The organism is Sorangium sp. So ce1014 (genome assembly GCF_051521505.1).
In the GTDB taxonomy this organism is placed as follows: Bacteria; Myxococcota_A; Polyangia; order Polyangiales; family Polyangiaceae; genus Sorangium.
The window spans coordinates 6,544,593-6,558,615 of the sequence record NZ_CP150356.1 but is presented as its reverse complement, the minus strand read 5'-3'; the positions used below and the strand labels follow the sequence as shown (position 1 = coordinate 6,558,615).

10 protein-coding genes are annotated in these 14,023 nt (G+C 71.3%); 5 read left to right on the top strand and 5 right to left on the bottom strand.

Annotated elements, in window-relative coordinates:
• Window positions 1–64 precede the first annotated feature (64 nt).
• From WME75_RS24650 to WME75_RS24640, 3 genes are all read left to right on the top strand, one after another.
• Window positions 65–1,006, top strand: coding sequence for a hypothetical protein (locus WME75_RS24650; RefSeq protein WP_437475829.1), 942 nt, complete (start codon window positions 65–67; stop codon window positions 1,004–1,006).
• Between the two features lie 19 nt (window positions 1,007–1,025).
• Window positions 1,026–2,162 (top strand): FG-GAP-like repeat-containing protein, encoded by a 1,137-nt coding sequence (locus WME75_RS24645; protein ID WP_437475828.1) that lies wholly within the window; start codon window positions 1,026–1,028, stop codon window positions 2,160–2,162.
• 310 nt (window positions 2,163–2,472) lie between these two features.
• The gene (locus WME75_RS24640; protein WP_437475827.1) at window positions 2,473–4,893 is read left to right on the top strand and encodes a substrate-binding domain-containing protein; all 2,421 of its coding nucleotides are present in this window, start codon (window positions 2,473–2,475) and stop codon (window positions 4,891–4,893) included.
• A gap of 13 nt (window positions 4,894–4,906) precedes the next feature.
• Here WME75_RS24640 and WME75_RS24635 read toward each other — a convergent pair whose 3' ends face one another.
• Genes WME75_RS24635 through WME75_RS24625 form a run of 3 tightly spaced genes read right to left on the bottom strand, consistent with a single transcriptional unit; the run spans window position 4,907 to window position 8,654 of the window.
• Window positions 4,907–5,980: an ABC transporter permease gene (locus WME75_RS24635; protein WP_437475826.1), complete on the bottom strand. Its 1,074-nt coding sequence runs from the start codon at window positions 5,978–5,980 to the stop codon at window positions 4,907–4,909.
• Complete coding sequence (locus WME75_RS24630) at window positions 5,977–7,572, bottom strand: sugar ABC transporter ATP-binding protein (protein WP_437475825.1); 1,596 nt, start codon at window positions 7,570–7,572, stop codon at window positions 5,977–5,979. The genes WME75_RS24635 and WME75_RS24630 overlap by 4 nt, the downstream gene beginning before the upstream one ends.
• A 59-nt stretch (window positions 7,573–7,631) precedes the next feature.
• Window positions 7,632–8,654 carry a sugar-binding protein gene (locus tag WME75_RS24625; RefSeq protein ID WP_437475824.1) on the bottom strand — a complete coding sequence of 341 codons (1,023 nt, stop codon included), beginning with the start codon at window positions 8,652–8,654 and terminating at the stop codon, window positions 7,632–7,634.
• A 528-nt stretch (window positions 8,655–9,182) separates the two neighbouring features.
• On the opposite strand from WME75_RS24625, the gene WME75_RS24620 reads away from it, so the two are divergent.
• The gene (locus WME75_RS24620; RefSeq protein WP_437475823.1) at window positions 9,183–9,662 is read left to right on the top strand and encodes a hypothetical protein; all 480 of its coding nucleotides are present in this window, start codon (window positions 9,183–9,185) and stop codon (window positions 9,660–9,662) included.
• Window positions 9,663–9,857: 195 nt separating this feature from the next.
• Here WME75_RS24620 and WME75_RS24615 read toward each other — a convergent pair whose 3' ends face one another.
• A complete protein-coding gene (locus WME75_RS24615) occupies window positions 9,858–10,469 on the bottom strand; it encodes a hypothetical protein (RefSeq protein WP_437475822.1) in 612 nt (203 codons plus the stop codon).
• Window positions 10,470–11,098: 629 nt separating this feature from the next.
• Here WME75_RS24615 and WME75_RS24610 point away from each other — a divergent pair.
• Window positions 11,099–12,610 carry a hypothetical protein gene (locus WME75_RS24610; protein ID WP_437475821.1) on the top strand — a complete coding sequence of 504 codons (1,512 nt, stop codon included), beginning with the start codon at window positions 11,099–11,101 and terminating at the stop codon, window positions 12,608–12,610.
• 12 nt (window positions 12,611–12,622) lie between these two features.
• Here the strand turns inward: WME75_RS24610 and WME75_RS24605 are convergent, their stop codons facing one another.
• Window positions 12,623–13,690, bottom strand: coding sequence for an STAS domain-containing protein (locus tag WME75_RS24605; protein ID WP_437475820.1), 1,068 nt, complete (start codon window positions 13,688–13,690; stop codon window positions 12,623–12,625).
• Window positions 13,691–14,023: the final 333 nt, after the last annotated feature.

Below are 14,023 nucleotides of genomic sequence, written 5' to 3'. Positions count from 1 at the left end.
TCACCGGATGTCCGCATGCGGAATCCTGCACAAGCCCTCGATATCGCCGCGGTATCCCCGCGCGTTGCATTGGAGTCGCAAAGCTACAGTCCGGTGGCTCCTGCAGCCCGCGCTCGCGCTGGCGCTGCTCGCCGCGGGCTGCCGGGGCGCGGGGCCGCCGGCGGGCGTGGCGGTGCGGACCTCGGGCTGCCCCCGCTGCGGCGGGATCGCGCGTGTCGGCGCGCTGCCGAAGGGCGAGCTCGACGAGTGCTCCGGTGTGGTCGCCTCTGCGATGCACGCGGACGCGCTGTACCTCCACAACGACTCGGGCGATGCCCCGCGCTTCTTTGCGATCGGGCTTGACGGCGCGCCGCGGGGCGAGCTCGGGGTGGCGGGCGCGACCGCGATCGACTGGGAGGACGTCGCGCGGGGCCCGTGCGGCGCAGGCGGGGGGAGCTGCCTGTTCCTCGGGGACATCGGCGACAACGACCGGGAGCGCGACCGCTATGCGCTCTACGAGGTGAGGGAGCCGGACGCGCTCGGGGGAGCGCCGCGCGCGCTGTCCGCGGAGGCGATCTCGCTCGCGTACCCCGACGGGAGTCACAACGCGGAGACGCTGCTTGTCCACCCGGTCACCGGCGCGTTCACGGTGGTGACGAAGGTGAAGAAGAAGAAGGACAGCGCCCGCATCTACGAGCTACTGACGCGACCCGCCGCCGGCCGGCCGGCGACGCTCGCCGGCGCGGGCTCGATCAAGGCGCCCGTGGGCAAGCCGCAATTCACGGGCGGCGACGTGCACCCGGACGGCGCGGGCGTGCTGCTCCGCACGTACTCGCACGTCTTCTTCTATCCGATGGCGCCGGACGAGACCGTGGCGCAGGCGCTGGCCGGGCCGCCCTGCGAGATGCCGGCGGCCGACGAGGACCAGGGGGAGGCGATCGCCTGGGTGCCCGGCGGGTGGGACTACGTGACGATCGGCGAGGGGGACGAGGCGCCGATCCACCGCGTCTCCTGCCAGGCGCCCTGAGCGCCGGCCTCTCTTTAGTATGAGCCGCTCCTTGCGGGCGGCGAGGATCGTCGTGACGCCGGCGCGCGCAGCAGCTCCATCGTTCGCCGCGCTCCTCGAGGCCGAGACGACGGCGGAGACGCGCTGGAAGCCGGGCGCCGATCTGGAGGGCTCCGCCGACGCCGTCCTCTCGGGCACGGCCTTCGCGGATTTCAGGGGCATGGTTCGCGTGGTGTTCGGGAGCGCAGCGGAGCCCGGGGCCTGGTCCGCGATCCAGGACATCTCGGGGAGCCTGACGGGCGATGAGCGCAGGTTCGGCGACGCGCTGGCCTCGGGGGACCTCGACGGAGACGGCTACGCAGACCTCGTGGTCGGCGCGCCGGGGTCCGGTCCCAACTTCGGTGAGCCGGGCAACGCCTACGTTTTTCGGGGCGGCGCCGGGGGCTTCGATGCCGTCACCGACGCGATGCTCGCGGGGGTGCAGAGCAACAGCGAGTTCGGCGCCTCGGTCGCCTCGGCGGACTTCAACGGAGACGGCTTCTCGGACATCGCCGTCGGGGCGCCTGGCAGCCAGCGCGTCTATGTCTATTTCGGCTCGGCCGGCGCGCTCGACACCGTGCCTGACGGCCTGCTGGTCGGCGACGGCGAGGGCGAGCTAGGACGATCGGTGGGCGCGGGCGACGTCAACGGTGATGGGTTTGCCGACCTGCTCGTGGGAGATCCGATGAGGAGCATGGCCTTCCTGTTCCTCGGCGGGCCAGGAGAGGAGCTCGACACGACCGCCGATCTGGAGCTCCAGGGCGAAGCGCAGCCCGATCGCTTCGGTCAGACGGTGTCGTCGAGCGGGGACCTGGACGGGGACGGCTTCGCGGAGATGCTGGTCGGCGCGCCGGCGGTCGGCCTCTCCGGCAAGGTGTACGTGTACCGCGGCGGCGCGAGCCTCGACATGGAGCCCGACGCCGCGATGAGCCCGCGGCGCACGGGCACGGCGGAGACGGAGATCTCGCGCGCGGGCGACTTCAACCGTGACGGGCTCGGGGACGTCGTCGTGGCCTTCGGCGGCGGCAGAGAGGTGCTCGTCTTTCTCGGCGGCGACCTCGGTGACACCGCGCAGGCGTCGCTGCAAGGCGCGGGCGGCATGAGCGAAGAGCGCTTCGGCTCGGCCGTGTCGCCGTAGCCGGCTCCCTGTGGTTCTGCTGACTGGACCCGGACAGGACATGACGCGTGCCGGCGGGCGACGGAGCGTGAGCAGGCCCTGCGAGGATGTGTGTTGATGGGATCGATGGGATGAGGCCCGAGAGCGTGCCCGGCTGCGGCGCACGCTTCTCTGATCGGATAAAGCGCGAACCAGTTGAAGCTTGGTCGGATTCAGGCGAGATCCATGCTGCGGTCGTCGCGAGGCACGGAGCGATCTTGAAAGAGGCAAGGCGTTTCGCGCCTTGTAAACCAGCTCAGCGCGCCTCGTTACGGCCCCTCGGTACGCCCGCATGCTCAAGGTGCCCGACCTCCTCGCCGTCCTGCAGCAGATCGTGCGGCGGGCCATGGCCATCCTCTCGCGCGCGCCGCGCGGCAGCCTGCTCGTCCGCGAGGGCGACCGCTTCGTGGCGCGCGCGCTGGTCGGGTTCGACGCGCCTCCTGGACACGGTTCGCACATGCCGGTCGCGCCGGTGCTCGCCGGCGACGGGGCCGCGCTCGCCCACGCGACGCCCGAGGCCGTGCGCGGGAGCTACGTCGTCGATGCGCGCGCGTGGTATCGGGCGTACCTGCCCTTCGCGCTCGAGATCGGCGGCGCCGTCCCGGAGGGGGCCGGCATGCTCGTCGCGCCCATCCAGATGTACGGTGAACCGGTCGGCTACCTCGCCGTCGAGCAGGCGACCCGGGAGTCTCCGGACGAGGCGCGCCGCGCCACGATCGAGGTCCTCGCGGACAGCGCTGGCGACGCGCTGGAGCGCCACCGGCTCTATGACGACAAGGCGAGCTCGGCGCAGGAGATCCGCCTCTTCGAGAGGCTGATGAACGCGGTGGGCACGACCGTCGAGCTGCACGACCTCATCGAGACCATCGCTCACGGTATCAAGAGCGTGCAGCTCGATCCGGACTGGAGCACCGTCGAGCTGTGGCTGCTAGAGGAAGACAGCCTCGCGCCTGGCCGGGGCGACCGCCGCGCCCGCGTGTACCGGGCCCCGGCGTCGGAGCCGACGACCTACTGGCAGAACGTCCGCGCCGGCGCCGACAGCGCCGCGCGGCCCCTGGGCGTCACCGTGGACTACCGGACCGGCCACGGCGGCCAGGGCGAGGGCTCGCAGCGCGCCCTGCTCGACGAGGCGATCCGCCGGCGGGTGTCCGGCATCCTCATCGCGCCCGCCAACCCCGAGAGCGCGGAGGAGGCGTTCCGGCAGGCCGCGGAGGTGGCCATCCCGGTCGTCGTGATCGACACGCCGCCGATCCCGGGCAGCCGGGCGCCGCTCTACATCGGGACGGACAACGTGGCGTCGGGCAGGCTGGCGGCCGAGATGATGAAGCGGCTGCTCCCGGGCGGCGGCGTCGTCGCGGCCCTCGGCGCCGTGGACCTCGCGCTGGGCGTCCGCGAGCGCGTCGAGGGCTTCTGCGCAGCCGCGCTCGGGTCGAACCTCACGGTGCTGCCGACCCTCGCGTGCGACTGGGATCAGGCGGCCGGGACGCGGCTCGCCACGGCGGCGCTCGAGGCGCGGCCCGACGTCGCCGGCGCCTTCGGGGCCGCCGCCGACAACGGGCCGTCCTGGGGGCTCTCGGCGCGGGCCCTCGGCAGGGCCGGAGAGCTGAAGGTCGTCGGGTTCGATCTCATGGCCGGCACGGTCGCCCTGCTCCGGCAGGGCGCGATCCACGCGACGATCGTCCAGCGCGAGCACGACATGGGCTTCCGCGCCGTCGAGGTCATCCACCGGATGATCACGCAGGGCATCGAGCCGACCCTCGCCGAGCTGCCGCCCTCGCGCGTCGTCCACACCGGCGTCGATTGCGTCACCCTCGAGCGGACGCCGTGGTCCACGACGCTGAGCGACTACCTCACGCTCGACGCGGCCCGCCGCGTCGCCGTCGGGCAGGGCGGTCGGGGCCCGTCGGTCGCTCCTGCGCTGGAGATCCTGCTGATCGGGTTCCCGCCCCCCTCGCGCTCCGTCATCGAGGACCAGGTCTCGATCCCGGCGGGCTCGCTCGTGGCCCGCGCGATCGAGGCGGGCAGCCCGCTCGTGATCGACCCTGACGAGGGCGAGGCGCGCGCGGACGCCGCCCTGCCTCCTCCCCACGCCGGCGCGCGCACCGCCGTCGCCTTGCCCCTGCAGGCCCGGGGCACCGTCCTCGGCGCCCTCGTCCTGAGCAGCCGTCACAGCGGAGCGTGCCGGCAGGGCGACGTGTCATTCCTGGTCCGCGTCGCCGGCACGGTGGCGGTCGGCGTCGAGAACGCCCGGCTGTTCCGCCGCACCTCCGAGCGGAGCGCGGCGCTCGAGCGCGCCAACGAGCAGCAGGCGGCGATGCTCCAGACGATCCGCCAGCTCTCGAGCCCCGTCGTGCCGATCGCGGACGGCATCCTGGTGATGCCCGTGGTGGGCGTCATGGACGCCGAGCGCTCCGGCGACTTCATCGAGTCGATGCTCCGCGCGATCGACGCTCAGCGCGCGCGCGTCGTGCTGATCGACGTCACCGGGATGGCGGTCGTGGACGCGTCGGCGGCGTCGCAGCTCGTGAAGGCGGCGCAGGCGGCCGCGCTGCTCGGCGCCGAGGCGGTGCTCGTCGGCATGAGGCCGGAGGCCGCGCAGATGATGGTCGCTCAGGGCCTGGACGTCGGCGCGATGGTGACGCAGGCGAACCTGGCGCGCGGCTTCCGCTACGCGCTCGCGAGGGCGCGCCGCCGCACGGCGACGCGCGGCTGATCCCGGCGGGCGGCTACCCGGCGCCGGCGGTGGGGGGCGCCTCGAGCGGGCTCGGCGGCGCGGCGCTCGCCGCGGCGGTGCGCCGCACGCGCCGCTGCTCCTGGACGATGTGCACAACCTGGTCGAAGACGACCGCGATGAGGATGACCGCGCCGATGATGATGAACGTCCAGTTCGGGTCGAGGCGCCAGATGCGCCGGACGCCGCCGTCGCTGTAGCGGACCTGGAACATGTTGATGCCGTTGTCGATGACCCGCATGATCGCCGCGCCGATGAGGATCCCGAGCGCGCTGCCCTCGCCGCCGCGCAGCGAGCAGCCGCCGAGCACGGCGCCGGCGATCGCGTAGAGCTCGTAGCCCATGCCGACCTGCTGCGACATCTGGCCGATGTAGGACGCGTAGCAGACGCCGGCGATGCCGCCCGTCGCCGACGAGATGACGTACGTCAGGACCTCCACCCGGTTCACGTTGATGCCCGAGTACTCGGCGGCCTCGCGGTTGCCGCCGAGCGCGAACATGTAGCGCCCGAGCACGGTGAAATGCAGGACGTAGGCGCCGGCCGCGAGGACCGCGGCGAAGATGACGACCGGGTAAGGGATCAGCGCGTCGCCGCCGACGTGCAGGAGCCCGCCGTTGGCGAGGCGGAGGAACGGCGAGTCGCCGAAGCTCAGCGTTCCGCCCTCCGCCACCGCCTGCGACAGGCCGCGGACGAGCAGCATGCCGCCGAGCGTGACGACGAACGGCTGCAGCTTGAGCCGCGTGATCAGGAGCCCCTGCGCGAGCCCCACAAGCACCGCGGCGGCGAGCGCCACCGGCACGCCGACCCAGAGCGGGTAGCCGAGGCACCCCATCCCGGACGACGAGAGCTTGGCGAGCAGGACGCCCGTGAGGCCGATGACCGAGCCGATCGACAGGTCGATGCCGCCGGTGATGATGACGAGCCCCATGCCCAGGGCGAAGATGCCGAGCATCGAGATCTGCCGGGAGGTGTTGACGACGTTGGACTGTCCGAGGAAGTCGGGGTTCGAGATCCAGAGCCCCGCGCACATCACGACGAGCACGAGGCTCATGCCCAGCTCACGCTTCATACCGCCACCTCACCTCCCGTGACTCCCGTGACTCCCGTGACTCCCGTGACTCCCGTGACTCCCGTGACTCCCGCGCTCCCCGTCATCAGCGCGGCGATGCGCTCCTGGGTCAGCCCCTCGCGCGGGAGCACGCCCCGGATCCGCCGCTCGTGCATGACGACGACGCGATCGCTCATGCCGAGGATCTCCTCCATGTCGGAGCTGACCATCAGGAGGGTCATCCCCTCGTCGACCAGCGCGGCCATGTGCCGGTAGATCTCGGCCTTGGTGCCCACGTCGATTCCCCGGGTCGGCTCGTCCAGGATGAGGATGCGGGGGCTCATCGACAGCCATTTCCCGAGGACGACCTTCTGCTGGTTGCCGCCGGAGAGGTTCACCGCCCGCTGGTCGAGCGTCGGCGTCTTGATGCGGAGCCGCGCGACCTCGTCGCGCGCCACGCGGCGCTCGGCCTCGCGGCGGAGCCACCCCCAGCGGCTGTAGCGGGCGAGGCTCGGCAGCGACGTGTTCTCGACGAGCGTCATCGGGAGCACGAGCCCGTGCCGCTTGCGATCCTCGGGCGCGAGGCACACGCCGCGGTCGATGGCGTCGCGCGTCGAGCGCGGCAGGTAGGGCGCTCCCCCGAGCGTCATCGCGCCGCCGAGCGCCCGGGTCGCCCCGAAGATCGCCTGCATCAGCTCGGTGCGCCCCGAGCCGACGAGCCCCGCGAACCCGAGGACCTCCCCGGCGAGCGCGGTGAAGCTCACGCCCGCGGGGGCGCCGGGCACGAGGAGGTCGCTCACCACGAGCGCGGGCTCGCGCGGCGGGCGTTCGCGCTTCTCCGGGAAGTAGCGGCCGCTGAGCTCCCGCCCGACCATCATCGTGACGATCCTGTCGTGCGTCGCCTCGGCCCGCGGGAGGTCGCCGACGTGCCTGCCGTCGCGCAGCACGGCGATCCGGTCGGCGAGGCTCATCACGTCGTCCATGCGGTGGGAGATGTAGATGATGCCGATCCCGTCTTCGCGGAGCTTGCGGACGATCGCGAAGAGCTCCCGCGACTCGCCCGCGGTGAGCGATGACGTCGGCTCGTCCATGATGATGATCCGCGCGTTCACCGAGAGCGCCTTGGCGATCTCGACCATCTGCATCTGCCCCGCGGTGAGCGCCGAGACGGGCGTGGCCTGCGGCAGCGAGAGGCCGACGCGCCTCATCAGCGCCGCCGCCCTCGTGCTCAGCTCCTCGCGCCGCAGCGGGACCAGCAGGCGGCCGCTCGACCCCTCGTTGCCGAGGAAGATGTTCGCGGCGATATCGAGGTTCGGCGCGAGCATCAGCTCCTGATGGATCAGCGCGACGCCGAGGCGCCTGGCCTCGCGCACCCCGCGCAGCGCGACGGGCGCCCCGTCGATGACGATCTGCCCCTCGTCGGGGGCGCACGCCCCGCCGAGGATCTTCATGAGCGTGCTCTTGCCCGCGCCGTTCTCTCCCACGACCGCGAGCACCTCGCCGGCGCGCAGGGAGAGAGAGACGCCGGCCAGCGCGGTGACGCCCGGGAAGCGCTTGACGATCCCGCGCATCGCGAGCAGGGGGACGGGGGGAGAATCGGGGGTGAGCGTCATCCGCAGGAGCGAGCGCTCGAGCGCGGAGGTGGCCGTCGCTCGAGCCGCCGGGGGACGGGCTACTTCTTCAGCTCGACGAGCCTGGCCTTGAAGTCCGTGACGTTTTGCTTGTTGATCACGTCGACGCCGGTGTCGACCATCTTGTTCGGGGGAATGGCGGCGATGGCCGCGTCGCCCTTGGTGGCGAGGTCGTGCATCCACTTGCTCGACAGGTAACCGAACTGGAACGGCTTCTGCACGACGGTGCAGGCGACGGTGTCGTTCTCGATGCCGCTGAGCGTCGCGTCCTCTTCATCGAACACGGCCGGGATGACCTTGCCTTTCTTCCCGAGCGCCTCGACGGCGGCGACGATGGCCGGCCCGTTGTACGACCAGAGGCCCGTCGCGACGTTGAGGTCCGGGTGGGCGTTGAGGATGTCCTCCACGTTCGCGCGCGCCTTGGCGCGATCGCCGTTGTCCTCGCGCTTGTCGACGATCTGGATGTTGTGGGGGGTGACCGCGTCGTGGATGCCCTTGAGGCGCTGGGTGGCGTTGTCGACGGCGAACATGCCGACGAAGACGGCCATCTTCCCGCCGTTCGGCAGGAGCTTCACGATCTCGTTCCCGAGCGCCTTGCCGGCCTCGTAGTTGTTCGTGCCGATGTAGAGCAGCCGGTTCGACTTCGGAGCATCGGAGTCGAACGTGATCAGCTTGACCTTCTCGGCGACCTTGTTGAGCACGGCCACCTGATCGTTCGGCGCGAGGACGGTCACGCCGATGGCGTCGTAGCCCTGGCTGGCGAGGCTCTCGAGGATCTGGTTCTGCTCCTCGGGTGTGCCGTTGGGCGGCATCTTGATGTCAACTTGAATCTTGGCCTCTTGCTCGTACTTGTGGACGCCGGCCAGCGCGATCTTCCAGAACTCGCTGGAGCCGCTCGTCACGAACGCTAGCTTGACGACCTTGGCCGTGTCCTGGCTGACTTTGCTGTTGCCGTTGTCAACGACCTCGCCCCCACCTCCCTGATCGCAGCCTGCGATCCACGCCATCGACAGCATGGCGAACGCTGCACACGCGAGCTTCCAGAGACCCTTGTGATGATTCACGGCAGTTCTCCTCTGTTCGTCCGCGACAAGCGCGCGTCGAGACGATGCCGCTGAACCGCGACATCGGTGATACCCCGAGGCGATGCTAGCGACTCACCGCGACGATGTCGCGCCTCGTCTGGACGACCCAGGCGGAATGTTCGGCGGAAGCGCCGGGCCATCAGGCGCGGCAGAGGCGTGCACGAGCCGCCTGCCCCGCAGAACAACCGATGACGGGCGCTCGCGGTGTGCGATGCGGTACGGCGATTTCAGGGCGCACGTCACCTCCTTGTGCGGGCGCCGCTGAGGATGTGTCCGCAAGGCGGCGACGTCGTGCGCCCGAGGCGCACCGGGGGCCGTGTCGGGATCGCGCGGATACGCAGTTGCCGGATGGGGAGGAGGGGAATAGGGTAGGTGGAGGGGAACGGGAGGGGGAGTGAGAACGGAAGCTGTTGTGGAAGTTGTGGTTGGCGCCGCGAGGGAAACGCCCTAGAATCACGGATCGTGTTAACACCAAAGCAGGCGCAGAGTGCTTCTTTGTTTCTCTGCGTGACGTTCTTTCCGAACGAGCGGCTGTCCACGGCGGTCTTGCGGCTGGTGTCCAGCTTTTGCGGCCAGGTGCTGGACGACGCGAATGTGAGCTCGCGGTTCTACATGGCCGCGCACGAGCTCGCCGAGAACATCACCAAGTACTCCTCCGGCTCTCGCGTGAGCCTCGAGCTCGCGCTGGAGGAGGACCAGAGCTCGCAGGTCATGAAGATCCGCGCGCGGAACGAGGCGTCGCCCGAGCGCCTGCGCGAGGTCGAGAGGCAGCTCATCGCGCTGAAAGCCGCGAGCGACCCGGTGAAGCACTACGACCAGCTCATCACGGAGACGGCGATGATCGAGGGGATCTCGGGCCTGGGCCTCGCGCGCGTCCGGGCCGAGGGCGGGCTCGACATGGACTACACGATCGAGGGAAACGAGCTGACGATCATCGCGCACGCGCCGATCGGGCGATGGGGAGCAGAGGAGCGGGTTGAAGCTTGAGCCCGCCCTCGGCCGAGCTATCAAGCCGATGAAACCTGTACGATCCGCCCTGCTCCCTGCCGTCCTGCCGACGGTCGTCAAGCGCCCGCGGTAGAACGGCGGGGCGCTGGGCGGGCGACGAGACAAGGTTGGGCGCTCGAGACCGGTCTCATGGCCCCCCTCGCGCGATCACGACATCCTGGTCCGCTGGTGGCCTCAATGGCAGGCCCTCTTGAGCCCGCGATACGTGACGCGCTGCTGGCAGAGGAGATTGCAGCTGCCGACCGGGCCTGGCTCACCGCACGCGACGTCCTCCAGCAGGTACACGTTGGATGCGTCCTGACAGGGCCCGCCGGACTCGCAGCGGACCGCGGGGATCTGCGGCTCCTCATGACCGCTGCAGTCATAATCGAAGCCGCCCCCGGGGCGGATGGGCGTGTCATGGAACGTATTCGGCTGGTCGGGGTGGACCTGCGCATGGTCGTCGTCGCAATCGGTGCCGCCGTCGCACGTGGTCGACGGATAGCCGTCCTTGTCCGCGTCGCAGTCGACGATCCCGCCGCCGCTCCCGCCCGAGCCCGAGGTCGCCCCGCCGCTCCCGCCGCCGCTCCCGCCCGAGCCCGAGGTCACCCCGCCGCTCCCGCCGCCGCCGGAGGCCGCCGCGCCCCCGCCACCCGCCGCGTCCGACGCCGCGGTGGCGCCCGCGCCGCCGCCACCAGAGCTCGCTTGCTCGGTGAAGACGGCGTCGGGGAAGCTGCACCCCGCGCTCAGCGCGGCAGTCGCAGCGGGCAGAGCGACGAGCGCAAAATATCGATGAGGCAAGGGCATCCCTGCATGGTCGGCAGGGTTCCCTCCCGCGTCAACCGTCCGTCGAGATGTGCAGTGCGGCAGTCCGGTCTCAGCCCCTCAGGTACCGTGTGGTGGAAGTGTCGCAGCGGCTCTGCTCGGCGCGCCGGGGGCGCCGCGGCGGAAGGTGGACGACGCTTCGGCCTGACGGTGACGCGGGAGCGCCGGCCAGGCGCGCGGCAGGTCGTAGAAGCTGTCTCCATGGCCCCCGTCGACGCCGAGCGCGTCTCGACGCCCACGGTCGCTGTGTCCCGACGGCGACGGTTCCGGTGCGCGAATCATGAAAGAAACGGCGCCGACGGGATGCGGCGTACGGCACGCGGGTTGCTGGCGCGCGCCGCAGCATGAACGGTGGCGAGCGTCTTCGAGGGGGGAGTCCGGCTCCGGGCACGTTCGGGCCGCGTCGGGGCCGGAATCTGGTCGCTCTTGGGCTCAGCCTGTGCGCGTGCGGGCCGGCAGCGAGCGCTCCCTCGCAGATCCCACGAAAAGCCGGAGCGCTCGGGCCGGCTGAAGCTGCCGCTCCGAGCGCGGCCGCGCCTGGGGCAGGGAGAGCGTCGCCTCTCGATGCGGTCGCGGCTGTCACGCCGCCTCGCGGCGCGGCTGCGGTCCCCGTGCTCGAATGGCGGCTTGGAGAGTACGCCGCGCGACCCGAGCCGCTCACGCCGGCGCGCACGGAGGCCGAGCTCGGCTGCGAGGCCATGGCGGCGGACGCCGCGAATCCGCCGTTCTGGGTGATCGAGGTGCCGAAGCCCCTGCGGCTGTGGGCCAGCACGGGGCCGTTCCCGTCGCCGGAGCTGACGACGACGCGCGCGCTGATCAGCGTGCAGGCGATGTCCGATACAGGCCCAGGGGACGTGCTGGCGTGCGGCCCGGCGCTGTCGGTGGAGCTCGCGCCGGGCAGGTACGCCCTGCGGGGCCGGGTTCGCTCGGCGCAGTACACCGAGTCAGGCGTGCCTCCAGGCATCGATGGGTTCGCGTACCGGATCAGCGAGCTCGCCGATCGCGCCTGTCCGACGGACCTCGCGACCCGCGGTATTCACGATTGGGACGGCCAGTTCCCGTTCACGGTGGACACCGATCTGGATCTGAACGCCGATGGCAAGCGGGACGTCCGGGTCGAGTACCAACCGGGCTTCATGAATCCCGGCACGCGGCTGCTGGTGAAGGAGGAATACCCGCGCTGCCTGCGGGTGGTGGCCGATTTGCCCGCGCGACTGCGCCCGCTTCCGACGAGGAAGCACGGCTTTTCGGATCTACGTCTCGGCTTCTGGAGGCTCCATCCCGTGGATGGCTTCGGCGGGCGCATGGTGATCGAGTACGACGGCAAGTACGACGCTTCCACGTCGGCCTACGACGTGAATCGATTCGTCCGCTGTCGCGATGGCTATCCAGGCGAATCGCCGGCGGCGGACCGCGAGCGCGAGCGGCTCTGCGAGCGGTGGTTGCGGAGCAACGACGACAGCGCCGTGCCCTACGAGCTCGTCGAGCGCTGGCTCGGCGTGCCGGCGTATCGAGACAGGCTGGAGAACCCGACCGAGCTCGCAGGGACGCAGGCGACGGCGCTGCTGCGGGCGCTCGACGCCGAGGGGGTCCGCTGGCAGTACGGCGCCGTCCGGGCGTGCGAGCCCCGCGCCGGAGAGCGCGCGTGGGTCTTCGGTCTTGAGCTCCACGCGCAGCACGATCCGCCGCAGGCGTGGAGCCGAGAGGCCTTCGTCGTCGTCCGGCAGCCCCGCGGGCAGCCCGCCCGCGTGAGCGCGGTGCTCGACGCCTCACCGTGCCCGGTGGCCGATGTGCCGAGCGACCTCGAGTCGTTCGTCGATGCCTGGCTCGAGAAGCCCTGGCGCGAAGCCAGGTCCGCGGCGAGCGGCTCGCCCGGGCTGAGCGCTCAGCACCGGCGCCTGCAGCGCGCCCGTGCCGCGGAGCGCATCGAGCTCGCCGACGTGTCCGGGTGCGCCACGCCGCCGCACGCCCCCGCGTGGCTATGGACCGCTCGGATCCCGGCGCCGCCGGCGCTCTCCGAGTACATGAGCAGCACGCCCACCTACCTCGTCATCAGGCGATCTGCCGCCGGTTTCGTGGTGGACAGCAGCACAGAAGTCCGCCCGCCGCACTGCTCGTCGTAGCTGGAGGAGCGCTCACCGCCTGCGGGGAGGAGCCTCTCCAAGGGCCTTTGCTCCCGACCGCGGCGCCTCTCCCCGTGGGTCTCGCTCCGGCGCCGGCGCGCGCCCCGCGGCCGCCGTGCGCCTTGGAGCCGCCCCGCGGCGGCCGGAGAGGGCCCGGGTCAGCCCTTCGGCCAGCGTCGCCGCGGTGTCGAGGCCGCCGAGCTCGATGTCGAGCTCGACAAGGGTCCGCGCCAGCGCGGGCGAGACGCCCACGAGCGTGCAGGACGCGCCGAGGAGCCGCGCCGCGGAGGCCGCCCCGACGAGCTGCGCGGCGGCCCGGGCGTCGAGCGCCGGCACGCCGGTGATGTCGAGCAGCACCTCCGCCGCCTGCTGCGCGGCGATCGCCTCGAGCAAGCGCTCCAGGAGCGCGTCGGCCCGCGCGTCGTCGATCATGCCCACGATGGGGAGACAGAGCACGCCGTCGGCGACGCGGATCACCGGGACGCTCATCGCCTGGATGGCGTCGCGCTGCGCCGCGATCAGCCGCACCGTCTCCTCGAGCTCCCGGTTCCGCGCCTCCAGCGACGCCTGGAGCGCCCGCTGATCCTCGATCAGGGCCTCGTACTTGTGCTGGATCTCGGCCGCCTCCGGGACAGCGAACTGGATCATCACGCCCTCGAAGCCGTCCTCGGCGTCGCGCACCGGCACGCCGAAGGAGCAGACCCACACGGATCCGCCGCCCCTGCCCGTGAGCTCCTCGACAGCGTCGGTGTCGTAGCTGATCGGCGGTATCGTGACCTCCTCGCCGCGGAAGAACCGCTCGACGTGCGGCATGATGCCGTTCTCGACGAGCTGCGGGTCCTCCAGCATGTTGTAGTTCATTTGCAAGAAGGCCTCGGCCGGGGCCCGCCAGAGCGCCTCCCATCCGGGATTGACCTGCTGCGTCCTGCCGACGGGGCGGTGGGTCGACACGCTGAGGCAGCGCGCCGCCATCAGCGCCCGCCACCTGCGGGCGTCCGCCCGCAACGCCTCCATTTCGCGCTCCATCGCCTCCACGCGGCGAGCCAGCTGAGCGCGATCCTCGTCCCCCTCGTTGCGCATACGACGGAGTGTTCCCGAGCGGCGCCGCGCTGTCCAGCGTCGCACCGGGCGAGCGTCAGGCAGCCGACATCAACGGAGCGTCGCGACGACGAGCGCAGCCGGGCGGCGCTCGTGGTCAGCGGTCCGCCGAACCATCGCGTGACGGCGCGCACCACGCTCCCGCGCCTCATCGATCCAGGCTATCCTCCGCGGCCATGCAAGCCTGGTCGATCGAATGGAAAGGCGCCCTCCGCGAGCACGTGGCTTTTTAAATCGCATCATGGAAGCAAGTCGGGCCGACACGAAAAAATATCGCGTTCCCGTACAAATGATTTCATGCTGAACTGTTCTTCG

Excerpts from the sequence above, each read along its gene's own strand:
- WME75_RS24645 (WP_437475828.1), top strand. The coding sequence starts at position 1,026 with ATGAGCCGCTCCTTGCGGGCGGCGAGGATCGTCGTGACGCCGGCGCGC.
- WME75_RS24640 (WP_437475827.1), top strand. The coding sequence starts at position 2,473 with ATGCTCAAGGTGCCCGACCTCCTCGCCGTCCTGCAGCAGATCGTGCGG.
- WME75_RS24635 (WP_437475826.1), bottom strand. The coding sequence starts at position 5,980 with ATGAAGCGTGAGCTGGGCATGAGCCTCGTGCTCGTCGTGATGTGCGCG.
- WME75_RS24630 (WP_437475825.1), bottom strand. The coding sequence starts at position 7,572 with ATGACGCTCACCCCCGATTCTCCCCCCGTCCCCCTGCTCGCGATGCGC.
- WME75_RS24615 (WP_437475822.1), bottom strand. The coding sequence starts at position 10,469 with ATGCCCTTGCCTCATCGATATTTTGCGCTCGTCGCTCTGCCCGCTGCG.
- WME75_RS24605 (WP_437475820.1), bottom strand. The coding sequence starts at position 13,690 with ATGCGCAACGAGGGGGACGAGGATCGCGCTCAGCTGGCTCGCCGCGTG.